Consider the following 23,485-nt stretch of genomic DNA (forward strand, 5'->3'; position numbering starts at 1 on the left):
TGCTGATCGCCCAGGCGGTGATCAAAGCTGTCTACCACGGCTGGATGGCCGCCGCCGGCATGCTCGGCGGTCTGCTGCGCCGTTTCGGCCGCGGGACGCGGGATCTGCGCATCGACTCCGGGCACCGGCGGGACGGGCTCGGCCTGGCGGCGTTCGGCGCCGCGATCCTGCTCGGTGCCGCGTTGTGGGGCGGGGCCGGGGGCCCGATCGGCGCCTTCGTCGCCGCGGGGGTGGAACTGTTCGTCGGCGTCGGCGCGCTGGCCGTCCCGCTGTTCTGCCTTGGTGCCTCCTGGCGGCTGGTGCGCTCGCCGTCCGATCCGGACAGCCGTGGCCGGGTCGTGATCGGCTGGGCCGCGGTCGCCGTCGGGATCCTCGGCGTGCTGCACATCAGCCGTGGCCTGCCGGACTTCGCCGACGGCACGGGCAGGCTGCGCGACGGCGGCGGCATGCTCGGGCTGCTCGGGAGCGCGCCGCTGGTCAGCGCCGTGACCCCCTACGTGGCCGTCCCGCTGCTGCTGCTCATCGCCTTCTTCGGGCTGCTGGTGGTGACGGCGACGCCGGTCCGCCAGGTGCCGGAGAAGCTGCGTGAGCTCGCCGACCGGCTCACCGTCCCGATCCGGGCGCCCGGCGATTCCTACGACGAGTTTGACGACGAGTACGACGATCTCGACGCCGACAGCGATGCCGGCGACGGTGTCATCGACGAGCTGCTCGAGGACGAGGCGCCGCCGCGGGGCCGGCGCGGACGCGGTCGCGCCGGACGCTCCCGGTCCGGCGAGGGCGTCTTCGACCTCGACGCCGAGCTGGCGGGCGCCGGTCCGGCAGGCGCGCAGGACGAGCCGGCCGGCGCCGGGCGTTCCCGGTCGGGCCGGTCCCGCCGGGCCGCGGTGCCGGACGCCGAGGCCCTGGACCCTTCGGATCTGTTCGCCGACGTCGCCGGGCTGACCGATGGCGAGGAGGAGGCGGACGGCGTCGCCCCGGTCGTCGGTGCGGGCGGTGCGGGCGGCGCGGGCGCCGGTTCGCGGCGGGCGCGTGGCCGGGCGGGCGCCGCCGCGGGCGACGCGGCCGCGGGGTCCGTCCCGTCCCCGGCCCAGCCGCCCGGCCCGGATGACATCGAGTACCTCGTCCCGCCGACGGACGGTGCCTACCGGCTGCCGTCGCCGACGCTGCTGCGCTCCGGCACCCCGCCGAAGGTGCGCTCGGCGGCCACCGACGGTGTCATCGCCTCCCTGACGGACGTCTTCACGCAGTTCAAGGTCGATGCCAAGGTCACCGGGTTCACCCGTGGCCCGACGGTGACCCGGTACGAGGTGGAGCTGGGCTCGGCGGTGAAGGTCGAGCGCATCACCCAGCTCGCGAAGAACATCGCCTACGCGGTCAAGAGCCCCGACGTGCGGATCATCAGCCCGATCCCGGGCAAGAGCGCGGTGGGCATCGAGATCCCGAACACCGACCGCGAGCTGGTGTCCCTGGGTGACGTCCTGCGCAGCGGTGAGGCGACCGGGAACCCGCACCCGCTGGTCGTGGCCCTCGGCAAGGACATCGAGGGCGGCTACGTCCTGGCGAACCTGGCGAAGATGCCGCACATCCTCATCGCGGGCGCCACTGGGGCGGGTAAGTCGACCTGCATCAACACGCTCATCACCAGCGTGCTGGCCCGTGCCACCCCGGACCAGGTCCGGATGGTCCTCGTCGACCCGAAACGGGTCGAGCTGACGAGCTACCAGGGCATTCCCCATCTCATCACGCCGATCATCACCAATCCCAAGAAGGCGGCGGACGCGCTGCAGTGGGTGGTGAAGGAGATGGAGAACCGCTACGAGGACCTCGCGGCCTGCGGTGTTCGCCATGTCGACGACTTCAACCGGAAGGTGCGGGCGGGCGAGATCGTCGCGCCGCCCGGTTCGGAACGGGTCTACACCCCGTATCCGTACATTCTTGCCATCGTCGACGAGCTGGCGGACCTCATGATGGTGGCCCCGCGCGACGTCGAGGACGCGATCTGCCGGATCACGGCCATGGCCCGGGCGGTGGGGATCCACCTGGTGCTGGCGACACAGCGGCCCTCCGTGGACGTCGTCACCGGTCTGATCAAGGCGAACGTGCCGTCCCGGCTGGCCTTCGCCACGGCGTCGCTGGCCGACAGCCGGACGATCCTGGACCAGGCCGGCGCCGAGAAGCTTGTCGGCCTCGGGGACGCGCTGTTCCTGCCGATGGGGGCGAGCAAGCCGGCCCGCATCCAGGGCGCGTTCGTCTCCGAGGACGAGATCGCCGCGATTGTCGACCACACTAAGGAGCAGGCGCAGCCCACCTTCGTGGTTGACGTCTTCGAGGGCGGCGGCGAGGCGCGCAAGGACATCGACGAGGAGATCGGCGACGACATGGCGCTGTTCCTCCAGGCCGTCGAGCTGGTGGTGAGCACCCAGTTCGGGTCGACGTCCATGCTGCAGCGCAAGTTGCGGGTCGGGTTCGCGAAGGCCGGCCGCCTGATGGACCTGATGGAAAGCCGCGGGATAGTCGGGCCCAGCGAGGGCTCCAAGGCCCGCGACGTACTCGTGATGCCCGACGAGCTGGAAGGACTTCTCACGACACTCCGCAGCGGATAAGAAAGTCAGGATAGGTCCGTTGCCAGCTGTCGGAGGTCGGCCGGCGACCGTAATATCGGCTGGCGCACGCCAGCGGCGCCAGTGGCATAACGGGTGCGGAGGTTCGTTCATGCAGTCAGCGGACGAACCGGCGACCCCCGAGTCGGCGAGTCCCGGGTCGGCGGGCACCGCGCCGGCGAGCCCCGGGCCGGAGGTTCTCGAACCGGTGACCGCGAAGCCGGCGGCCCCGGGCCCCGCGGCCCAGATCCCGGCGCCCCAGCAACCGGTGCCTCCGGACAAGTCGGCTCCGGGCGGGGCGGCTCAGGAGTCCCTGGGCTCGGTCATCGCCGCGGCGCGCCGGGCCGCGGGCCTGACGATCGACGACGTGAGCGACCGGACGAGAATCCGCGCCTCGCTGATCGAGCGGATCGAGCAGGACGACTTCTCCGGCTGCGGCGGCTCCGTCTACGCTCGCGGGCACCTGCGCAGCATCGCGACGACGCTCGGGCTCGAGCCCGGCCCCCTGCTGGCGGTGTACGACGCCGGGCACGAGCACGTGCCGTCCCCGGTCGTGGTCGCCTCGCCGGAGTTCGACCCGCTGCACGGTGGCGCGGGGCGTAACCGCGGCCTTGGCGGCTTCCGCTGGGCACCGGCAATGATCATCTCGCTGGTGGTGGTGTGCGCGCTGGCGCTCGTCGCGCTGCTGCTGCCCTCGGGCGGGGGCGACTCGGACGACTCGGCCACGCCCCGGCCGAGCGCGCCGCCGAGCGCCCCGGCCGCCACGGCACCCCCCGGCCCGGCGCCGGCGCCCACCACCCCGCCGCCCCCCGGGGTGAACGTGCGGGTGGAGGCCCGCGACGCGCAGAGCTGGCTGGAGGTCCGCGACGACAGCGACAAGGTGCTGTTCGCGCAGCTCCTGCAGCGGGGCGACAGCCGTGAGGTGTCCTCCGAGGGCGCCCTGGAGATCAAGATGGGCAACGCGGGCGCCGTCGACCTCTCCTGCAACGGCACGAGCCTGGACCGGGCCGGCGGGCCGGGCGAGGTCGTGACGATCCGGCTAGCGCTCGCCGCGACCGGCGGTGGCTGCACGGTCGGCGGGCCGGGCACGGGCGGCCTCGCGGCCGGCGGGCTGGCGGGCTGGCGATGACGGCCCCGCCGACCGGCTGACGTCGGGCTTGGCGGGCTGGCCCTCGGCTCGGGTCGACCACGCCGGGCCGGGGCCGTCGGCGTGTTGTCCGCGGGCGCCCCGGTAGCCTGAGTCCGTGTCTCCTCGTCCTGCACGCCGGGTAGCTCTCGTCACGCTCGGGTGTTCCCGTAACGAGGTGGATTCCGAGGAGCTTGCCGCCCGCCTCGCCGCCGACGGCTGGGACCTGGTCGACGACGCCGCCGACGCGGACGCCGTCCTGGTCAACACCTGCGGTTTCGTCGAGGCGGCGAAGAAGGACTCGATCGACGCCCTGCTCGCCGCCGACGCACTGCGCGGGCCCGGCGGCAACGGGCCCGGTGACGGTGAGTCCGGCGATGACGGGCCGGGCGGCGGCGCGACCACCGGGCGGGCGACCGCGTCGGGCGGGCCGCGCGCGGTCGTGGCCGTGGGCTGCATGGCCGAGCGGTACGGCCGGGAGCTCGCCGACACGCTGCCCGAGGCGGACGCCGTCCTCGGCTTCGACGCATATCCGCGGATCTCGGCGCACCTCGACGCGGCGCTCGCCGGCTCGGCGCCGGCCTCGCACACCCCGCGTGACCGGCGCACGCTGCTGCCGATCTCTCCGGTGGAGCGGGGCGACGCCTCCCGCGCGGCGCACTCGCCGCACATCCCTGGTCACATCCAGCTCCCCGGTGGTGGACGTGTCCTTCCGTCGCCGGACGGCCGACCGGCGGCGAACAGCCGCCCGGCAACGGATCTGGCGGACCTGGCCGGCCTGGCGGAGCCGGCGGGGGAGGGCGCGGCCGGTACCGGCCGGCGGCGGCTCACCTCCAGCCCGGTCGTGCCGCTGAAGCTGTCGAGCGGTTGCGACCGCCGTTGCGCCTTTTGCGCCATCCCGTCCTTCCGTGGCTCGCACGTGTCCCGCCGGCCGGAGGAGGTACTGGCCGAGGCCGAGTGGCTGGCTGGGCAGGGCGCCCGCGAGCTTGTCCTGGTCAGCGAGAACTCGACGTCCTACGGCAAGGATCTCGGCGATCTGCGGGCGCTCGAGAAGCTGCTGCCCCTGCTGGCCGCCGTTCCGGGGATTGTCCGTGTCCGCACTGTGTATCTCCAGCCGGCCGAGCTGCGGCCGTCCCTGCTCGAGGTGCTGCTGACGACGCCGGGCCTGGCGCCCTACCTTGACCTGTCGTTCCAGCACGCCAGCCCGGCGGTGCTGCGGCGGATGCGCCGGTTCGGCGGCTCGACCGACTTCCTGGACCTGCTGCGGCGGGCCCGCGCGCTGCTCCCCGACCTGGGCGCCCGCTCGAACGTGATCGTCGGCTTCCCCGGTGAGACCGACGAGGACGTCGACATCCTGGTGAATTTTCTCGAGCGCGCCGACCTCGACGCTGTCGGGGTGTTCGGCTACTCCGACGAGGAGGGGACGGAGGCCGCCGGGATGGCGGGCCACGTCGACCCCGAGGAGATCGAGAGCCGGCGGGCCGAGGTCACCGACCTCGTCGAGCAGCTCACCGCAGCCCGCGCCGAGCGCCGCATCGGCACGACCGTCGAGGTGCTCGTCGAGGAGGTGGCCGGCGGTCTCGGGTACGGCTGCGCCGGGCACCAGCAGGCCGACGCCGACGGCTCCTGCACGGTCCGCCTGCCCGCGGGCGGGCCACCGGGCGGGGTGTCCGTCGGGGACCTCGTCGAGGCCCGGGTCGTGGCGGCCGAGGGCGTCGACCTGATCGCGGAGTTCACCGGCGTGCTCGACCGTGCCGGCGCCGGGCTGGCCAGCGCTGGGTCAGCCGGTGCCGGGTCGGTCGGTGCCGGGTCGGTCGGTTCGGCCGGGGCGGGTTCCGTGCTGCCGCCGATCCCGGACGGGGTCGGCCCGATGGACGCGGTGGGCCACCCTTCGGGCGTGGCGTGACCGGCACCGGCGACCTGGTGGCGCCGAAGCCGCCGGTCCTCAACATCGCGAACATCCTGACGATCATCCGGCTGGCCCTGGTGCCGGTCTTTGTGGCCTTCCTGTTCGCCGGCCCGGACACCGACGGCTGGCGCTACGCGGCGTTCGGCGCCTACGCCGTCGCCGCGATCACCGACCAGATCGACGGCTCGATCGCCCGCCGCCGCGGCCTCGTCACCGACTTCGGGATTCTGGTGGATCCCATCGCGGACAAGGCGCTTACCGGTGCCGCGCTGGTCTCGCTGTCGATCCTCAGTGAACTGCCCTGGGCGGTCACCGTCGTGGTCGCCGTCCGCGAGATCGGCGTGACGCTGCTGCGGCTGTGGGTCATCCGGTACGGGGTGATCGCGGCCAGCCGGGGTGGTAAGGCGAAGACGCTGCTCCTCAACATCTCGCTCGGGCTCTACGTCCTGCCGCTGGAGGGCGTGGCGGCCACGGGACGGGCGGTGATCCTCGCCTGCGGTGTCGTCGTCGCCGCGGTGACCGGGGCGGACTACGTCTACCGGGCACTGGCGCTGCGCCGCCGGGCCACCGCGGCGGCCCGGCCGGGCGGCGCTCCCGCCGTGCCGACCCCCGACGTGCCAAACCTGGGCGGGCCGGCTATGGGTGAGGACCAGGAGGCCGTGACCGGGCCCGGAAGAGGAGAGATCGATGCGCGCTGAGCTGCTGGCGGTGGGGGACGAGCTCCTCTACGGGGACATCGTGAACGGCAACGCGGCCTGGCTGGGACGCCAGCTCGCCGACGTCGGGGTCGAGGTGGCGACGTCCACCGTGGTCGGTGACCTGATCTCGGACATCGCGACCGCGATCGGTGTCGCGCTGGGACGCGCCGACGCCGTGATCATGACGGGCGGGCTCGGCCCGACCCAGGACGACCTGACCCGCGAGGGGATCGCTCTGGCCGCCGGCGTGGGCCTGCGCCGGGACGAGGTGGAGGAGGCCACCCTGCGCCGCCGCTTCGAGGAGCTGGGGCGATCGCGCTCGGGCACGGGGGGCCGTGGGGTCCCCGAGATGAACTTCCGGCAGGCCGACCTGCCCGTCGGCGCGCAGCCCCTGCCCAACGGCCCGGGCACCGCACCCGGCGTCCGCATGGAGATCGGCTCCGGTGTCGTCTACGCCATGCCCGGCGTCCCGTTCGAGATGCACGACATGTTCACCCGCAGCGTGCTGCCGGACATCCTGCGCCGGGCCGGTCAGCCCGCGGTGGTCGTGCACCGGGTGCTGCGCACGGCGGGCATGTGGGAGTCGATGGTCGCCGAGGCGCTCGCGGACGAGGTCGCGCGGCTCGAGCCGATCGGGAACCCGCGCATCGCGTTCCTCGCCAGCGGCGGCCAGACCCGGGTGCGGATCACCGCCCGGGCCGCCGACCGGGCGGCCGCGGAGACGCTGATCGCCCCGGTCGAGCAGGCGGCGCGCGCGGCGCTCGGCGCCGGCGTCTACGGCGGGGACGACGAGTCGCTGGAGGGCGTCGTACTGGAGCTGCTGCGGGCCGAGGGAGCGACGCTCGCCGTCGCGGAGTCGCTCACCGGCGGGCTGCTGGCGGGCCGGCTGACGGACGTCCCCGGCGCCAGCTCCGTGTTCCGCGGCGGGGTCGTCTCGTACGCCACCGAGGTGAAGGGGAGCGTGCTCAACGTCGACCGGGACGTCCTCGCGACCGAGGGTGCGGTCTCGTCCGCGACGGCCGAGGCGATGGCGGCCGGGGCCCGTGACCTGCTCGGAGCCACCTACGGGCTCGCCACCACCGGCGTCGCCGGCCCGGAGGAGCAGGAGGGCAAGCCGGTCGGCACCCTGCACGTGGGGCTGGCCGGTCCGGACGGTTCGACGTCCCGCTCGCTGCGGCTGCCCGGCGACCGGCCGCGGGTCCGCGAGTTCGCCGTCGTGCAGGCCCTGGACGTGCTGCGCCGTGCCCTGGAGGGCCGCCCGGGCGCCAGCGGCTCGAGGCTGCCAGAGCAGGCCCGGGCGCACTGACCTCCGCCGCCGGCCGCCCGATGGTGGGGCGGACGGCGACTGATCGGCCGGGTGGTGGCGCCGATCCCCGTTTGGGGGTGCTTACAGCGTTACAGTCCTATCAACGATGCCCCGGAGGGGTGCCCGGCGGGTATACGGTGAACACAGCCCGTGGACGAAGGAGGAGGCTCGATGGTCCTGCTCCGACGCGTGATCGGCGAGGCGTTGCGCCGCCGCCGACAGGATCAGCACCGGACACTGCGGGAGGTGTCGTCGGCGGCGAGAGTGTCGCTCGGCTACCTCTCGGAGGTCGAACGCGGCCAGAAGGAGGCGAGCTCGGAACTGCTCGCGTCCATCTGCGACGCGTTGGGAGTACGGCTGGCGGACCTTCTTCGCGAGGTCAGTGACGACCTGGAGCTCGCCGAGCTGGCAGCGAGCGCGCCGACACCGGTCGGCGGCCCGTCCGCCGTGGTCGTGCCGGCCCGCCCGGCGGTGGTCGACCGCGCCGCCTGAGCCGGGTCGTCTGAGCTCGGTCGCCTGAGTTCGGTCGCCTGAGTTCGGTCGGTTCTGCCTCGCAGGCTGAGCCTGGCCGGCGTACGGATCTTCTCTGCGGGCACGCCTTTCGCGGACGTGCCCGAGCTCCAGAGAGAGGATCATTATGAGCGCCATCCGCAGTCCGCTGTCAGACGAGGCGCGCACGGTCACCGGCGAGGCTCTCCAGGGCGCCGTCGTCGACCTGGTCGATCTGTCGCTGTTGGGTAAGCAGCTCCACTGGAACGTGATCGGCCGCAACTTCCGCACGGTGCACCGCCAGCTCGACGCCGTGGTCGACCTGGCCCGGCGCTACACCGACATGTGTGCCGAACGCGCCGCGGCGATCGGGGTGAACCCCGACGGCCAGGCCAGCACCGTGGCCCGCAGCAGTCACCTGCACGGCGTCGAGCCCGGCTACATCGGTGACGAGAAGGCGATCCGGCTGATCACGGACGTCCTCGCCGGGATGATCACCAGGATGCGTACCCGGATGGACCTCACCGCCCAGCCGGATCCGGTGACCCAGGACCTGTTCATCGATGTGGTCCGCGACCTCGAGGAACAGCACTGGATGTTCCAGGCGATGGTCTAGGTACCCGGCCCGCCTCGACCCGGGCCCGGCCATGCTCCGGACTGTCGCCTCGGTGTGCCGCCGCGCGGGCCGGGGCGGCGGGCCGTCCCGGGTGGTTCCGGCGGCGGTGATCGGATCATCCGGCTGGAGTCGGGGCGAATCGGGTGCGGCGTCGGGAATCGGACAGCTCTCGGCGCGGCCCGGGCGCGGAACGAGGCCGTTGGCGGCTCACCAGATCGGCCTCGCCGTGGGACGATCGAGGTATGGCGAATGTCGTCCGCAAGGCCCTCCGCTACCTGTCAAAGCGGGCTGAGATCGAACTGGAGAACCGCGCGGATCCGCGGGTCCAGATCGACCAGGCCATCGAGGCGGCACGCCAACAGCACGAGAAGCTCGTCTCGCAGGCCGCGCTCGTCGTGGGGAACCAGCGCGAGATCGAGATGAAGATGGGCCGCCAGGTCGAGGAGGTCACCAACCTCACCGAGTCGGCCCGCTCCGCCCTGATGCTCGCGGACAATGCCCGCGCCGCGGGCGATCTGGCCACGGCGGTCCAGTACGAGCAGACCGCGCAGGCGTTCGCCAGCAAGCTGATCGCCTCCGAGGCGGCGCTGGAGGATCTGAAGGTCCTCCACGAACAGGCCGCGGCGTCGGCCGCGCAGGCCCGCGTGGCGGTCGAGGACAACACCGCCCGCATGCACCGCCAGCTCGCCGAGCGGACCCGCCTGCTCACCCAGATCGAGCACGCCGCCATGCACGAGCAGATGAGCAAGGCGATGGAGGGGATGTCATCGCTGCCCCCGGCCGGTGACACGCCGACGCTGGCGGAGGTGCGGGACAAGGTCGAGAAGCGCTACGCCGTGGCGCTCGGCCGCCAGGAGCTCGCCTCGCAGGGCATGGAGGCCAGGATGCTCGAGGTGCGGCGCGCGACCATGGACGCGCAGGCCGCCGGGCGCCTCGCCGAGCTGCGGGGAAGCATGGCCGGCGGCCACGGGGCCGGCGCGCCCGGGCAGACGGGCCGGCCCGCGATGCCGCCCATGCCGCCCACACCGGGCATCTCCGCCGGCCGGGTGCCGGGTGGCACCGGCGACGAGCGTCTGTCGTTGGGTAAGGCAGCGGGCGACTCCGCGCCGTCGCAGGGCGGCGGCACACCGCCCGCGTCCGGTACCCAGGAGGCTCCGCCGGCCTGAGCCGGTGGTGATGACCGTTGGGCCGTGGTGACTGCGGGAGGCTGTCGATGACCGACGCGGGCGCCGACCCCACCGCCGTGGACCCCTCAGGCGGTGTGCCGACGGGCTCTGCCGTGCCGACGGGCCGGCAGGCCGGCCCGGAACCATCCGTATTTCCCGGGACTCCGGTTACGAGCGGTGATTCCGGTCAAAGTGTGCGCGGGAACCAGTCGCATTGGCAGCGTAAAGGAAGAAATTCTTTTCACTTCGCTGATTCGGTCGACAGGACCGCGCTCGAGGGTTATCGAATCCGCGCCGCGGAACTCGCCGCGGCGGTCACACCGGCGTTGCCCGACTGGATCAGGGCTGACGTCGAACGCCGGTCGCTGGAAAGGTCGGAGCGCCGTTTCGGGCGCGCCGCCCGGCGCGCGCGGCGACGCGCCACCTTTTCCACGCAGGCCTGGACGGCCGCCGCCGCCGCGTCACCCGCGGCGGCCTTCATCGACCACGCATGGGGATGGTTCGTCTTCGGGGGAGCGGCGCTCGTCCGGGCAGGCCTGTCCTATCGGGAGCTGCGGGCATTCCGCGACAGGGACGACACGCTTCCCATGCCGGCCGTCCCCGCGCCGGGGGCGGTGGCGCTGCGCCGCTCGGCGGCTGCGCGTCCGCTGCGCCGGGGGGAGGCGGGGCTGGCCGCGCTCGTCGCGCTCGCCCGGTCGGTGGAGGACCGCCCGCCCGCGGCCCCGGTGCGCACGGCGGTGGCGGGCGCCGTTCGGCTGGTGGACGGCCTGCGGGTGAGTGCCGGGCAGGTCCTGGCCTGCGAGTCCGCGGCGCGGGCAGTGGCGGATCCTGCGCGGCGCGCGAACATCCTGGCCACCTCGGCCCAGCTGCTCGACGGCATGAACCGCGCCGCCGACGCGCTGGACGGCCTGCTGGCCGCCGCGACCGAGATCGTCGGGACCGTCGCGGCGCCCGCGGCCGAGCTGCACCGGCTCACCGAGGACGTCGAGCGGCTGCGCGCCTACGCCGATGGGCTATCCGAACTGATGGGAACCACCGGGCGAGGCCGCCCGACCTGAACCGGCACGATCTTCTTAGGTGTCACATCGGGTTAACGTCCGGGCGGGGTCGGCATGCCATTCGGCCGGGTGCCGACCGGCCGTTGTGCCTGCCCCGCAGCGACTTTCCGCCGACCGGGTCAGATAAAGGTCATCCGCTTAAGTGCACAGTGACTATGCAGATTTACCTTCCCATTCGACCCGGTGTACACCCGGGTTAGCACCTTGGGGTGGGAGATGGGTTTGAATATGTGACGGGGGTTATGGCGCGCACGCTGCGATTGCCTTAATGTCCCACATGTCCGATCGGCGATTGTGGCGTCGGGTGACGAGGGGAGCGTCGTCCACGTTTTCATCGCCGCCGTGCGATAGCCAGACCGGCGGTCCCGGACGTCCGGATGGCATGACGCAGCCAGGCAGGTGGAAGTGCCATGACGCTAATTATTGGGGAAGAGAACGAGTCCCCGACCTCGCAGCCGGCCCGGCAGGCACCTCAGGCGGCACCTCTCGCTGCCGTCGACCAACCGTTCAGCGGTGACCGGTGGTCGCTCGTCCTGCCGCACCGCGAACGACTGGTGCACATTGCGCGCAGGCGGCTGCCCAGCACCGCCGACGCGGAGGACTGCGCGCAGGAGGCACTCGTGCGCGCGGCGGGGTTCCGTAACCTCGACAGCCACCGAGTCGGTCAGTTCCTGACCACAACCGTGCTCCGGCTGTGCGTTGATCATCACCGTGCGCGGATGCGCGCGGACCGTGCGATGGCCCGCAGCGTCGCGGCGCCCAGTGACCCCGGCCCCGAGGACTCGACCTGCGACCGCGCGGAGGCGCTCTGGTTGCTCGACCAGACCCGTCGCCTGCGCGGCCGCGAGCGGCAGATCATGATGGCCCGCGCCGCCGGCCGGACCACGCGACAGGCCGCCGACGACCTGTCCATCAGCGTGAAGGCCGCCGAAGGCGCGTTCACCCGGGGTCGTGCCCGCCTGCTGGCGGCCAGCCGGGTGTGACGTCCCGGCGGCGGGGGCCGACGTCCCACCGGCCGGCCGCGGCCCCCGGGACGGGGCCGGGCTGGCAGGTCGGGCACCACGCGGTGACCCGACCGTCCTGGACCGCACCGTCCTGGACCGCACCATCCGGAACTGCACCATCCGGAACTGCACCATTCTGAACCTCGATGTCGACGGACCCGCCGACGTCGCGTGCGAGCCGGCCACCGTCACGCCGGCCGCCCACGCGCCGGTCGTGGTCACGCCGGGCACGGCCGTGGGACCCCTGAGCACGGGGCCCGGCGGCGCGTGCCGGCGATCCGCGCCCGGGCGAACTCTGGGTGGCCGTCCGCTGCTCCTGACGGCGGACGAGCGTGCCGCAGCGCCGACAGGGCCTGCCTGCGCGCCCATACACCCAATGCTGTTCGCCCGGGCGGGCGGACCCGGTCGTCACCTGGTGCCCGCCCCGTGCCCCGGCTCTGATCATCGCCTGGGCGCGGCGGACCAGTCCTTCAAGATCGTTCACCTCGCCGACCGGGGTCCACGGGCTCACTCCGGCGAGGAAGCACGCCTCCGTCCGCCAGATGTTGCCCAGACCGGCCAGCAGCCGTTGGTCGAGCAGCGCTGAGCCGATCTCCCGGGTCGGCTCGGCGCGCAGGTTGGCGACGGCGCGGTCGAGGTCCCAGTCGTCGCCGAGGACGTCCGGGCCCAGGTGCCCGACGACCCGGTCCTCCTGCGCGGTCGGCAGGATCTCGACGACCGGCAGCCGGTAGCCGACGGCCACCTGCTCCGCGGTGACCAGCACCACCCGGACCTGCCAGACCGGCCCCCGGACCAGCGCGAGCCGGGCCGGTAGAGGTGCCACGATCCCTCCGTCAAGATTTCCCGAGGGGGCTGGCGCCTTCAGACGTCAGGGGAGTCGGGCACGGAACGTAACCGTATGTGTGCATCGCTGGTATGTTCGGATCATGGTTCGGGGGGTGATGGTGGGCGCGGGTGGTGTCTACGACCTTGGGTATCGCAGGGTGTGGTGCCCGAAGTTCCGCCGCCCTGTGCTCGCTGGTCCCGTCGGTGACCGCTGTGCGGAGCTGGTCCGGCGGAAGTGCGCCGGGCATAAGTGGATGGTCGTTGCGTGGGAGGTCATGCCCGACCATGTGCACCTGTTCGTCAAGGCTCACCCGAAGCACTCCCCGTCGTCTGTCGCCAACCCGCTCAAGGGGTTGACGTCCCGGGTGCTGCGCGTGGAGTTCGGGCATCTGTGTTCCCGGTTGCCGGCCATGTGGTCGCGGTCGTACTTCGCCGCCACCGTCGGCGTGGTGTCCGCTGAGACTGTCCGCCGGTACGTCGACACCCAGGACGAGTGGCCGTGGCGTGTGGAGCGGGCCCGGTGAGGCGGGCGTTCAAGTTCCTGCTCCGCCCGACGGCGCGGCAGGCCACCGCGCTGACGGCGATGATCGATGATCATCGGGCGCTCTACAACGCCGCGTTGCAGGAACGACGCGACGCCTACCGGCATCCGTCGAAGGCGACGGTTCGCTACGGCGACCAGTCCGCCCAGCTCAAGGAGATCCGCGCCTGCGACCCGGATCAGGGCCGCTGGTCGTTCTCCTCCCAGCAGGCCACCCTGCGTCGCCTCGACAAGGCGTTCGCCGGCTTCTTCCGCCGCGTCAAAGCAGGCGAGACCCCTGGCTACCCGCGGTTCAGAGGCGCGGGCCGGTTCGACACGGTCGAGTGGCCGAGGGACGGGGACGGCTGCCGCTGGAACTCCCAGCCTGAGCATCCCACCCGGACCCGGGTCCGGCTTCAAGGTGTCGGTCACGTCAAGGTTCACCAGCACCGGCCGGTGGCGGGCACGGTCAAGACGGTCTCGGTGAGGCGGGAAGGCCGCCGCTGGTATGTGGTCCTCTCCTGCGACGACGTGCCCGCGCGGCCGCTGCCGGCCACCGGGGTGGTGGTGGGGGTGGATATGGGTGTGGCGTCGCTGGTGACCCTCTCGGATGGCCGTCAGGTCGGTAACCCGCGTTTTCTTGCCGCGGCGGCCGGTCGGCTCGCGCGTGCGCAACGGGAACTGGCCCGTAAGAAGCGGGGGTCGACCCGGCGCCGGAAGACCGTCGCGAAGGTCGCCGCCCTGCACCGCAGGGTTCGCCGGCAGCGGCTCGACCTCGCCCACACGGTCGCACGCGACCTGGTCCGCGACCACGATCTGATCGCCGTGGAGGCACTGCGGATCGTGAACATGACCCGCCGGGCCGTGCCGAGACCCGACCCCGACCGGCCCGGAGCTTTCCTGGCGAACGGGCAGGCGGCGAAGTCCGGATTGAACAGGAGCGTTCTCGACGCGGGGTGGGGGGTGTTCCTCGCCGTGCTGCGTGCCAAGGCTGAAAGTGCCGGACGGGTGGTCGTCGAGGTGAACCCCGCCAACACCTCCCGCACGTGTGCGGTCTGCGGGCACTGCCACGCCGACAACCGCAGGACACAGGCCGCGTTCGTCTGTGTCGCGTGCGGGCATGCCGCGCACGCCGACGTGAACGCGGCGATCAACATTCTTCGGGTCGGGCTGGCCCGTCAGGGCGCGGAAGCGGCCTGAGAAGCCGACGGCTTCAGCCGTCGGAGGAGTCACGGTGCCCACGACCTGGCCCTGTCGACCTGCCAGGACGCGGTCCGTCCGTGCACGGGTGCAGTCAGAGCACGGTCAGTCCGGACGCGGATCGTCAGGACACAGATCGTCAGGACACAGTGGGGAACGTCCTGGACGGGGCCCGGCGGATGACGGTGGCGCCCAGCACGGCGACGACCGCAGTCAGGGCGAAGACCACACCCAGCCCGGCTGAGGGCGTCCCGGCGGAGGCTTCGCTGGCAGCGACGGCCACTCCGCCAAGACCTGTCCCGAACGCCGTTCCGAGGTTGTCCGAGAGGGTCACCGAGCTGGACGCCGTGCCGTGCCGCTCCGGCGGCGTCTCGGCGAGGACCAGACTCACCACCGGCGAATACGCCAGGCCCATCCCGAGCCCGGCGAGCCCCCAGCAGGCGATCGGCACCGCCAGCGGGACGCCGTCCATCAGGACCAGGGCGAAGCCCGCCGTGCCGGCCGCCACCAGGAGCAGGCCGGAGCGGATCAGCTCCCGCCCCGGGTAGCGCCCGGCCAGCCGCGCCTGCGTCCAGGAGCCTGTTGTCCAGGTCACGGTCGCGACGGTGACCGCGGTGCCGGCGACCGTCGTGGACTGCCCGCGCGCCGCCGTGACGGCCAGCGGGACGAAGGTGTCGGCGCCGAAGAAGGCGAAGGTCAGCAGCCCGCGGGCGGCCACCGCCGCCGCGATGCCGGGACGTGCACGCAGCGTTCCCTCCGGGAGCAGGACGCGCAGCGGCTGGTAGGCGAGCAGCCCCCCGGCGAGAACCGGCGCGATCCCCAGCGGCGACCGGCTCGTCAGCCCGACGAGGATGAGGCCGGCACCGACGCTCACCCTGATCGCGGCGACGAAACGCCGCGCCGCCCCGCCGGTGGGCGCGGTCGGCGGCGGCCCCAGCCCGCCCAGCGCGCGGACCGTGAGCGCCCCGGCCACCAGCACCAGCGGGAGCAGCCCGCCGAAGACCCACCGCCAGCCGGCGTGCTCGGCGACGAGCGCCGAGGTCACCGGTCCGACCAGCCCGGGCACCACCCAGGCGGTGGACGTCACCGCGAACATCCTGGGCCGCTGCGACTCCGGGTAGGCGCGCCCGATCGTCGCGTACAGCACGGCGGGTACCGCGCCGCCGCCGAGGCCCTGCAGGATGCGGCCGGCCACCAGGATCTCCATGGTCGGCGCGAGGGCGGCCACGGCTAAGCCGGCGGCGAACAGCGACAGCCCGACGGTGAACGGGCGCACCGCGCCGACGCGGTCCGTCTCCGCCCCGGCGATCACCACCCCGACGAGCAGGCCGAGGAAGAACCCGCTGGTCGTCCAGCCGTACAGGGACAGTCCGGACAGGTCGGCGGCGACCTCCGGCAGCACGGTGACGACCGCCATCGCCTCGAAGGCGATCAGCGTGACGGTGCTGACGAGGCCGATCGTCAGGCCGCGCAGGCTCGGGTCCCACGGGGTGGGTACGCGGCCGGGCTCCTCTCGCGCCGTGGTCACCCTCGTAGCCGCAGGCCGCGGGGGGTCGGGTGGAACCCCGCCCGCTCCAGGGCCGCTCCGAGCCCGCTGCCGACCACCGCGGCGCCGTCGGCCTTCTCCACGGCCAACCGGCCGAGGGACCCGGTGCGGACCGCCCCGGCCAGGGCACCCACCGCCGGGCCGAGCAGGCCCGGTGCGTCCGACCACGACAGCAGGGTGCGGCCGCCTCGTTCGACGTAGAGGACGAGCTCGCCGTCGACCAGCACGACCAGCGCGCCGGCCTTGCGCCCCGGACGGTGGCCCGAGCCCTCGCCGTCGGCCGCCGGGCGCTTGGGCCACGGCAGCGCGGCACCGTAGGGATTCGCCGGGTCACTGGCCGCGAGCACGACCGCCGCTGCGGCGCTGGTGTCCCCGCGGCGGGCGCCGTAGCCTGGCGGACCCCCGGACCCGGCGGCCGGGAACCGCTCCGCCACCGCGGCCCCGCCCAGTCGCGCCGCCGCGGCATGGCCCGACCCCAGACCCGGGGTGCCCAGGCTCTGGGCGCCGAGACCGGAGGCGACCAGATCAGGGGCGGACCAGGCGGGCTGGTCGGCGGCGTCGCGCTGCGCCCCGGCGATCGCGCGGAGCCGGTCGACCGCGCCGGGGACGGCGAACTGCGCGGCCCCCAGCGACTCGACGAAGTAGCCGCGGCGGCACCGCCCGGCGTCCTCGAACGCCGACAGCACCCGGTACACCGCCGCGAATCCGCCTGGCGTGCGCTCGGCGGTGACCGCGCCGCGGGTGACGATGCCGTGCCGGTCCAGGAGGGACTCGGCCAGCGCGTGCGCCCGTCGGGTCGGGTCGGGTTCCCGCTCCGGCAGCAGCGACCACCGGCCGCCGACGGTGGGCGGGCCGGCCCGGCGCGGCATGGTCGGCCGGCCGAACCGCGCCGGCCGGCCGCGCGCCGAGCGCCGGCGCGGCGGCACCGGATGCGCGGGATGCGCCGGACGCCCGGCGCCGAGCTGGACGCGCAGGGCGGCAAGGGTGTCGTTGGTGACCAGACCGGCCCACACCAGATCCCACAGCGCGTCCGCCAGGGCCGTGTCGTCGAGCGCGCCGACCCGGTCGGAGAGGGTCCGGAAGAACAGCGCCTGGTCGCCGGCGAGGGCGTCGAGGATCGCGCGGTGCAGGTCGCCGCCGGCGGCGTCCAGGTCGGGTGGGGGCAGCAGCTCCCCGGCGGAGTCGGCCAGCACGAGGGTGACCCAACCGTCGTTGCCGGGCAGGCCGCCGGCCCCGGCCCACAGCACCTCGCCGGTCGCGCACAGCTCGTCCAGCATCGCCGATGAGTAGTCGCTGACCCGGGCGGGCAGGACGAGCTGCTCCAGCGCGCTCGCCGGCACCGGTGCGCCCTGGAGCTGCTCCACGGCGCGCAGCACTGCGTCCACACCGTGCCCGCGGCCTGTCGTCACCGACTGCCAGGCGGGCAGGAACGCGCCCATCGCCCGGGTGGGGACGGCCTCCACCTCCTTGCGTAGCGCAGCCAGGCTGCGGCGGCGCAGCGCGCGCAGCACCCCCGCGTCGCACCACTGCTCGCCCGCGCGGTCGGGGTGGAGTTCGCCGCGTACCAGCCGCCCGGCCGCGGTGAGCCGCTCGAGGGCCCCGACGACCACCGCCACCCCGAGCCCGAAACGGGCGGCGACGGCGGCCGGCTCGAACGGGCCGTGGGTGCGGGCGTAGCGGGAGACCAGGTCGCCGAGCGGATCGCGGACCGGCTCGGTGAACGCCGCCGGCACTCCCATCGGCAGCGGAACACCGAGCGCGTCGCGCAGGCGGCCGGCGTCCTCGACCGGCGCCCAGCGCGCCTCGCCGCCGATCCGCACCCGGATCACCCGCCCGGCGTCCGCCAGCGCCGCCAGCCAGGACGGCGCCACCCCCCGCGCCCCGGCCTCCTCGTCCGTCAGGTCACCGAGGGCGCGCAGCAGGTCGGCGGTGGACTCGACGCCGTGGGCGTGCCGGTCGGGTACCAGCCGCTGGAGCTCGGCGGTGATCCGCTCCAGCGCCCCGGGATCGATGAGCTCGCGCAGCTCGGCCTCACCGAGCAGCTCGGCGAGGAGCGAGCTGTCCAGGGAGAGGACCTGGGCGCGCCGTTCGGCCAGCGGCGCGTCGCCGTCGTACATGAACGCGGCGACATAGCCGAACAGCAGCGACGAGGCGAACGGGGACGGGGACGGCGTCTCGACCTCGACCACCCGCAGCGAGCGGGCGCCGATGTCGCGCATCAGGCCCACCAGGGCCGGGACGTCGTAGACGTCCTGCAGGCATTCGCGCATCGTCTCGAGCACGACCGGGAAGTCACCGAAGGTCGAGGCGACCGACAGCAGGTGCGCGCTGCGCTGGCGCTGCTGCCACAGCGGCGTGCGCCGCCCGGGAGTACGGCGGGGCAGCAGCAGCGAGCGGCTCGCGCACTCACGGAACCGGCTCGCGAACAGGGCGCTGCCGCCCACCTCGGCACGGACGAGCGCCTCGGTCTCTTCGGGCTCGAAGACGACCAGCTCGGCCTCGGGGGGCTCGGCGGCGTCGGGCACGCGGGCGACGATGCCGTCGTCGGTGTGCATGATCTGGACCTCCGCGCCGTAGCGCTCCCGCAGCCGGGCGCCGATCGCCAGCGCCCAGGGCGCGTTCACCGGCGCGCCGAACGGCGAGTGGACGGCCAGGCGCCAGTCGCCCAGCTCGTCGCGGAACCGCTCCACGACGATGCGACGGTCGTCGGAGAGATGCCCGGCGGCGGCGCGCTGTTCGTCCAGGTAGGTCAGCAGGTTCGCGGTCGCCCAGGTGTCCAGCCCGGCGGCCCGCACCCGGTCGGCGGCGTCCCGCGGGCTCGCCGCGGACAGCTCCCGCAGGAACGCGCCGAGCGCGCGGCCGAGCTCGGCAGGCCGGCCCGGTGCGTCACCGTGCCAGAACGGCAGCCGGCCGGGCCTGCCCGGCGCCGGGGTCACCAGCACCCGGTCCGGGGTGATCTCCTCGATCCGCCAGCTCGACGAGCCGAGCAGGACGACGTCGCCGACCCGGGACTCGTAGACCATCTCCTCGTCGAGCTCGCCGACGCGGCTGGCCTTCTCACCGACGAGGAAGACCCCGAACATGCCGCGGTCGGGGATCGTCCCGCCGCTGGTCACGGCGAGCCGCTGGGCGCCCGGCCGGCCCGCGAGGACCCCGGTCGCCCGGTCCCAGGTGATGCGCGGGCGCAGCTCGGCGAAGTCGTCGGACGGATAGCGCCCGGCCAGCATGTCCAGCACGGCCTCGTAGGCGGAGGCGGGCAGGGTGGCGAACGGCGCCGCGCGGCGGACCAGCGCGCCCAGCTCGTCCACCTCGCGGTCCTCGACCGCCACCATCGCGACGATCTGCTGGGCCAGCACGTCGAGCGGGTTGCGCGGGTAGCGCACGGCCTCGATGCGCCCGTCGCTCATCCGCTCGGCCACGACCGCGCACTCCAGCAGGTCGGAGCGGTGCTTGGGCAGCACCACCCCCCGGCTGGCCGCGCCGACCTGGTGGCCGGCCCGGCCGATCCGCTGCATGCCGGCCGCCACGCTGGGCGGCGACTCGATCTGCACGACCAGATCGACCGCGCCCATGTCGATACCCAGCTCGAGGCTGGACGTGGCGACCACCGCGGGCAGCCGCCCGGCCTTGAGGTCCTCCTCGATCAGCATGCGCTGCTCACGGCTGACGCTGCCGTGGTGCGCCCGCGCCACCTCGACCTCGGCCGGCGACACGGCCGAACCGGCGGCCCCCATGATCTCCGCGGGGGCGCGGGAGCCCGCGGGGCCGGCGCGCTCGCCGCTCTCCCACCCGCCGGACTCCCAGCCGCCGGTCTCCTGACCATCGGGGTCGCCCGTGGCGTCCGCCGTGGCGAGACGGTCGGCGTACAACTCGTTCAGCCGCGCGCACAGCCGCTCCGCCAGCCGTCGGGAGTTCGCGAACACGATCGTCGAGGAGTGGCCGAGGATCAGGTCGAGCACCTTCTCCTCGACCGCGGGCCAGATCGACGCCCGCGGCGCCGCCCCGGCGGCGGAGCCCTCCGGGACCGCGCCGGCCACCTCGCCGAGGTTCGCCATGTCCTCGACCGGGACCACGACGTCTATATGGAGGGTCTTCGCCGCCGGCGGGCGCACCACGGTGACCGGCCGCGGCCCGCCGAGGAACCGGGCCACCTCGTCGACCGGGCGCACCGTCGCGGACAGGCCGACCCGCTGGGCGGGGACGTCCAACAGGTCGTCGAGGCGCTCGAGGCTGAGCGCGAGGTGGGCGCCGCGCTTGGTGCCCGCCACCGCGTGCACCTCGTCCACGATCACCGTCTCCACGCCGCGCAGCGCCTCCCGCGTGGCGCTGGTGAGGATCAGGAACAGCGACTCCGGCGTGGTGATTAAAATGTCCGGTGGGGTGCGGCCGAACGCCCGGCGCTCGGCCGCCGGGGTGTCACCGGAGCGGACACCCACGGACACGTCCGGCACGGGCAGGCCGAGCCGGGTGGCGGCGGCCCGGATGCCGGTGAGCGGCGCGCGCAGGTTGCGCTCCACGTCGACCGCCAGCGCCTTGAGTGGGCTGACGTAGAGCACCCGGCAGCGGCGGGCCGGATCGGCCGGCGGCGCCGAGCGGGCCAACGAGTCCAGCGACCAGAGGAAGGCGGCGAGTGTCTTGCCCGACCCGGTCGGAGCGACGACCAGGGCGCTTTCCCCACCGGCGACGGCTGCCCACGCGCCGGCCTGGGCCGGAGTCGGCGCCGCGAAGGAGGACGCGAACCATTCCCTGGTCGGTGCCGAGAAGGCGGCGAGTGGGTCCGATGCGGTCACGTGCACCAGTCTGCGTCCTACCACCGACACAACTCGGCCCACCGACAGAACTTGCCCGCTCCGCGGTTCCCGTGGGATGTCGCGCGCCCGGCGTGACGGTGCCTGCGCCCGGCATCACGGTGGCGGCGCGTCGTGGGGCGCCCGGCGCCTGGTGGCCGTGACCGGCACCGGTGCGTCCCGCGCCGGGAGGCCGGGGGGAGGCCCGTGCACACTGGTCCCGTGCGACTGACCGAGTTCTGGGCGAACATGAACAAACAGTTCGGCGCGGCGTACGCGGACTCACTGGCACGCGACCATGTGATCTCCGGGCTGGGCGGGACGACCGTCGAGCGGGCGCTGGGCCGGGGCGACGACCTCAAGCAGGTGTGGCGCGCCGTCTGCGACGAGTTCAACGTGCCGGCCCGCGATCGCTGACGCGGCGGCCCGCGCCGCCGCCAGGTTGGCGGTGGCAGGTCGTCGGCAGGTCGTCGGTGGCCGGCTCGGTCGTCGACCGGCTCGGTCGTCGACCGGCTCGTTCGGGCGGCGACGTTCGGCGCCGGACGGCGCGGCGCGGCGCCGAGCGGCCACCCGTGGTGTCAGGGGTATGCGCGGGGCGTGCCGGAACCACCCGTTCGGGTGGGCACCGGTGTGTTGCTGTGGCTTCGAACGGATGTTCGGCTAGTGTTGTCCACATGCGCTCAGTTGTCCACAGAGGCCACCCGGCTATCGAAACTGTCGGACCCACCCCCTAGCGTCGGATCGTGGCCAAGACTCGACGACCTCAGCCAGGAGTAACTCCAATGGCAGGACCCGACCGCGACAAGGCGTTGGAGAACGCTCTTGCGCAGATCGACAAGCAGTTCGGCAAGGGCTCGGTCATGCGGCTGGGTGACGACACCCGCCCGCCGATCCAGGCCATCCCGACCGGATCCATCGCCCTGGATGTCGCGCTCGGTATCGGGGGCCTCCCTCGCGGGCGCGTCGTCGAGATCTATGGGCCGGAGTCGTCCGGAAAAACCACGGTCGCGTTGCACGCGGTGGCGAACGCGCAGGCAGCCGGAGGTATTGCGGCCTTCATCGACGCCGAGCACGCACTTGATCCGGAGTATGCGGGGAAGCTCGGCGTCGACACCGACGCGCTGCTCGTCTCCCAGCCCGACACGGGGGAGCAGGCGCTGGAGATCGCCGACATGCTGATCCGTTCCGGCGCGCTGGACGTCATCGTCATCGACTCGGTCGCGGCGCTGGTACCGCGGGCCGAGATCGAGGGGGAGATGGGCGACAGCCACGTGGGTCTGCAGGCCCGCCTGATGTCGCAGGCACTGCGGAAGATCACCGGGGCGCTCGCGAACTCCGGCACCACCGCCATCTTCATCAACCAGCTCCGCGAGAAGGTCGGCGTCATGTTCGGCTCTCCGGAGACCACCACCGGTGGAAAGGCGTTGAAGTTCTACGCCTCCGTCCGGCTCGACGTACGCCGCATCGAGACGCTGAAGGACGGCACCGAGGCGGTCGGTAACCGGACCAGGGTCAAGGTGGTCAAGAACAAGATGGCCCCGCCGTTCCGGACAGCCGAGTTCGACATCGTCTACGGCGGCGGTATCAGCCGCGAGGGCTCCCTGATCGATATGGGCGTCGAGCACGGCATCATCCGCAAGTCCGGTGCCTGGTACACCTATGACGGTGACCAGCTCGGCCAGGGCAAGGAAAATGCACGGTCATTCCTCCGCGATAACCCGGATCTGGCCAACGAGATCGAAAAGCGGATCAAGGAGAAGCTCGGCCTCTCCCCGACGCTGGACGCTGACGCCGACGCTCCCGCCCCGGTTCCGGTGGACCTCTGACCGGGCGAGCGGCGTCCCGGCAGGAGCCGTTCCCGGCGGCTGAGCCATGGGGGACCATGACGGGCTGGCCCGCGGCCGGTGAGGAGTCCGACGGGCCGGGCGGCATGGACACATCGGCGGCCCGGCAGGCGCGGGCGGCCCGATCCGCGGGCGCCGCGGGCGCCGAGGGTGATGCCGTCGCCGCCGCGCGGGAGATCTGCCTGCGCCAGCTTGCGGCGCGGTCGCGCAGCCGGGCCGAGCTCGCCACCGTGCTGCGGCGGCGCGGCGTCGCGGACGATGTGGCGGAGCAGGTCCTCGACCGTCTGGTGGAGGTCGGCCTGATCGACGACGAGGCGTTCGCGACCGCGTTCGTCTCCTCGGCTCGGGCGGGTCGGGGCCTGGGCCGCCGGGCACTGGCGACCGAGCTGCGGCGCCGGGGCGTGGCGCCTGAGGCCTCGGAGACCGCCCTGGCGGCAGTGGGCGCCGAGGACGAGGAGGAGACCGCTCGCGCCCTGGTCACCCGCCGCCTGCGCGCGATGGACGGCCTGCCCGCTCCGGTGCGGATCCGCCGCCTCGTCGCGTTGCTCACGCGAAAGGGTTACGATCTTGATCTCGCGCGCCGGGTGGTCACGGCCGCGGTGCCGGACGAGGACGGCGACGCACACAGCCTGGACTAGCACCAGACGCGCCGGATCCGGGCCCAGGGCAGGGGCGCCGCCGAAAGGGCGGCGGCTCTGGTCGGCGGGGCTCGGGGCTCGGGGCCCGGGGCTCGCCGATGTTTTCCTTGACCGCATGAAAGCGGCAGATCTACCCTTTCACAAAGGTGC

Annotated in this window: 18 protein-coding genes; 15 read left to right on the forward strand and 3 right to left on the reverse strand. The window is 73.6% G+C overall.

Translation table 11 applies throughout. The annotated features are described in order from the left end of the window. Nucleotides 1-44: 44 nt before the first annotated feature. From FRANEAN1_RS05925 to FRANEAN1_RS05970, 10 genes are all read left to right on the forward strand, one after another. Nucleotides 45-2,606 (forward strand): DNA translocase FtsK 4TM domain-containing protein, encoded by a 2,562-nt coding sequence (locus FRANEAN1_RS05925; protein WP_347177202.1) that lies wholly within the window; start codon nucleotides 45-47, stop codon nucleotides 2,604-2,606. A gap of 109 nt (nucleotides 2,607-2,715) precedes the next feature. Then, entirely contained in the window at nucleotides 2,716-3,732 is a 1,017-nt protein-coding gene (locus FRANEAN1_RS05930) for a helix-turn-helix domain-containing protein (RefSeq protein WP_020458834.1), read from the forward strand. Between the two features lie 115 nt (nucleotides 3,733-3,847). Continuing rightward, complete coding sequence (locus tag FRANEAN1_RS05935) at nucleotides 3,848-5,635, forward strand: radical SAM protein (protein ID WP_020458835.1); 1,788 nt, start codon at nucleotides 3,848-3,850, stop codon at nucleotides 5,633-5,635. Next, the gene (locus tag FRANEAN1_RS05940) at nucleotides 5,632-6,336 is read left to right on the forward strand and encodes a CDP-alcohol phosphatidyltransferase family protein (RefSeq protein WP_020458836.1); all 705 of its coding nucleotides are present in this window, start codon (nucleotides 5,632-5,634) and stop codon (nucleotides 6,334-6,336) included. The genes FRANEAN1_RS05935 and FRANEAN1_RS05940 overlap by 4 nt, the downstream gene beginning before the upstream one ends. Beyond that, on the forward strand, nucleotides 6,326-7,642 hold the full coding sequence (locus FRANEAN1_RS05945; RefSeq protein ID WP_020458837.1) for a competence/damage-inducible protein A: 1,317 nt from the start codon (nucleotides 6,326-6,328) through the stop codon (nucleotides 7,640-7,642). Before FRANEAN1_RS05940 ends, FRANEAN1_RS05945 begins: the two co-directional genes overlap by 11 nt. A 171-nt stretch (nucleotides 7,643-7,813) precedes the next feature. After that, nucleotides 7,814-8,134, forward strand: coding sequence for a helix-turn-helix transcriptional regulator (locus FRANEAN1_RS05950; protein WP_018504616.1), 321 nt, complete (start codon nucleotides 7,814-7,816; stop codon nucleotides 8,132-8,134). 145 nt (nucleotides 8,135-8,279) lie between these two features. Next, a complete protein-coding gene (locus tag FRANEAN1_RS05955) occupies nucleotides 8,280-8,747 on the forward strand; it encodes a DNA starvation/stationary phase protection protein (RefSeq protein WP_020458838.1) in 468 nt (155 codons plus the stop codon). Nucleotides 8,748-8,989: 242 nt separating this feature from the next. Then, complete coding sequence (locus tag FRANEAN1_RS05960; RefSeq protein ID WP_020458839.1) at nucleotides 8,990-9,913, forward strand: PspA/IM30 family protein; 924 nt, start codon at nucleotides 8,990-8,992, stop codon at nucleotides 9,911-9,913. Between the two features lie 326 nt (nucleotides 9,914-10,239). Next, entirely contained in the window at nucleotides 10,240-10,971 is a 732-nt protein-coding gene (locus tag FRANEAN1_RS05965; protein WP_041253733.1) for a hypothetical protein, read from the forward strand. Nucleotides 10,972-11,381: 410 nt separating this feature from the next. Beyond that, nucleotides 11,382-11,954 (forward strand): sigma-70 family RNA polymerase sigma factor, encoded by a 573-nt coding sequence (locus tag FRANEAN1_RS05970; RefSeq protein WP_020458841.1) that lies wholly within the window; start codon nucleotides 11,382-11,384, stop codon nucleotides 11,952-11,954. Here the strand turns inward: FRANEAN1_RS05970 and FRANEAN1_RS05975 are convergent. Next, on the reverse strand, nucleotides 11,911-12,798 hold the full coding sequence (locus FRANEAN1_RS05975) for a formamidopyrimidine-DNA glycosylase (RefSeq protein WP_020458842.1): 888 nt from the start codon (nucleotides 12,796-12,798) through the stop codon (nucleotides 11,911-11,913). The two genes, FRANEAN1_RS05970 and FRANEAN1_RS05975, sit on opposite strands and share 44 nt — an antisense overlap. A 103-nt stretch (nucleotides 12,799-12,901) precedes the next feature. Here FRANEAN1_RS05975 and tnpA point away from each other — a divergent pair, with 103 nt between their 5' ends. Both tnpA and FRANEAN1_RS05985 read left to right on the forward strand, forming a co-directional pair. After that, nucleotides 12,902-13,324, forward strand: a complete 423-nt coding sequence (gene tnpA, locus FRANEAN1_RS05980) for an IS200/IS605 family transposase (protein ID WP_041255556.1) — start codon at nucleotides 12,902-12,904, stop codon at nucleotides 13,322-13,324. Continuing rightward, nucleotides 13,321-14,520: an RNA-guided endonuclease TnpB family protein gene (locus FRANEAN1_RS05985; protein ID WP_020458844.1), complete on the forward strand. Its 1,200-nt coding sequence runs from the start codon at nucleotides 13,321-13,323 to the stop codon at nucleotides 14,518-14,520. Before tnpA ends, FRANEAN1_RS05985 begins: the two co-directional genes overlap by 4 nt. Before the next feature lie 139 nt (nucleotides 14,521-14,659). Here FRANEAN1_RS05985 and FRANEAN1_RS05990 read toward each other — a convergent pair whose 3' ends face one another. Both FRANEAN1_RS05990 and FRANEAN1_RS05995 read right to left on the reverse strand, forming a co-directional pair. Then, nucleotides 14,660-16,048 (reverse strand): MFS transporter, encoded by a 1,389-nt coding sequence (locus tag FRANEAN1_RS05990; protein ID WP_020458845.1) that lies wholly within the window; start codon nucleotides 16,046-16,048, stop codon nucleotides 14,660-14,662. Next, nucleotides 16,045-20,862 (reverse strand): ATP-dependent helicase, encoded by a 4,818-nt coding sequence (locus tag FRANEAN1_RS05995; protein ID WP_041253734.1) that lies wholly within the window; start codon nucleotides 20,860-20,862, stop codon nucleotides 16,045-16,047. The genes FRANEAN1_RS05990 and FRANEAN1_RS05995 overlap by 4 nt, the downstream gene beginning before the upstream one ends. A 213-nt stretch (nucleotides 20,863-21,075) precedes the next feature. Here FRANEAN1_RS05995 and FRANEAN1_RS06000 point away from each other — a divergent pair, with 213 nt between their 5' ends. The 3 genes from FRANEAN1_RS06000 to recX all read left to right on the forward strand — a co-directional run bounded on the left by FRANEAN1_RS06000 (nucleotide 21,076) and on the right by recX (nucleotide 23,335). Continuing rightward, nucleotides 21,076-21,270, forward strand: coding sequence for a DUF3046 domain-containing protein (locus FRANEAN1_RS06000; RefSeq protein WP_041253735.1), 195 nt, complete (start codon nucleotides 21,076-21,078; stop codon nucleotides 21,268-21,270). A 365-nt stretch (nucleotides 21,271-21,635) separates the two neighbouring features. Next, nucleotides 21,636-22,679, forward strand: coding sequence for a recombinase RecA (recA, locus tag FRANEAN1_RS06005; RefSeq protein ID WP_020458848.1), 1,044 nt, complete (start codon nucleotides 21,636-21,638; stop codon nucleotides 22,677-22,679). Between the two features lie 56 nt (nucleotides 22,680-22,735). Next, nucleotides 22,736-23,335, forward strand: a complete 600-nt coding sequence (gene recX / locus FRANEAN1_RS06010; RefSeq protein WP_020458849.1) for a recombination regulator RecX — start codon at nucleotides 22,736-22,738, stop codon at nucleotides 23,333-23,335. Nucleotides 23,336-23,485 lie beyond the last annotated feature (150 nt).

The organism is Parafrankia sp. EAN1pec (genome assembly GCF_000018005.1).
GTDB classification, from domain to species: Bacteria; Actinomycetota; Actinomycetes; order Frankiales; family Frankiaceae; genus Parafrankia; species Parafrankia soli.

Coding starts and splice junctions, on each gene's coding strand:
- FRANEAN1_RS05955 (WP_020458838.1), top strand. CDS start 8,280: ATGAGCGCCATCCGCAGTCCGCTGTCAGACGAGGCGCGCACGGTCACC.
- FRANEAN1_RS05945 (WP_020458837.1), top strand. CDS start 6,326: ATGCGCGCTGAGCTGCTGGCGGTGGGGGACGAGCTCCTCTACGGGGAC.
- FRANEAN1_RS05930 (WP_020458834.1), top strand. CDS start 2,716: ATGCAGTCAGCGGACGAACCGGCGACCCCCGAGTCGGCGAGTCCCGGG.
- recX (WP_020458849.1), top strand. CDS start 22,736: ATGACGGGCTGGCCCGCGGCCGGTGAGGAGTCCGACGGGCCGGGCGGC.
- FRANEAN1_RS05950 (WP_018504616.1), top strand. CDS start 7,814: ATGGTCCTGCTCCGACGCGTGATCGGCGAGGCGTTGCGCCGCCGCCGA.
- FRANEAN1_RS05925 (WP_347177202.1), top strand. CDS start 45: ATGGCCGCCGCCGGCATGCTCGGCGGTCTGCTGCGCCGTTTCGGCCGC.
- FRANEAN1_RS05970 (WP_020458841.1), top strand. CDS start 11,382: ATGACGCTAATTATTGGGGAAGAGAACGAGTCCCCGACCTCGCAGCCG.
- tnpA (WP_041255556.1), top strand. CDS start 12,902: ATGGTTCGGGGGGTGATGGTGGGCGCGGGTGGTGTCTACGACCTTGGG.
- FRANEAN1_RS05960 (WP_020458839.1), top strand. CDS start 8,990: ATGGCGAATGTCGTCCGCAAGGCCCTCCGCTACCTGTCAAAGCGGGCT.
- recA (WP_020458848.1), top strand. CDS start 21,636: ATGGCAGGACCCGACCGCGACAAGGCGTTGGAGAACGCTCTTGCGCAG.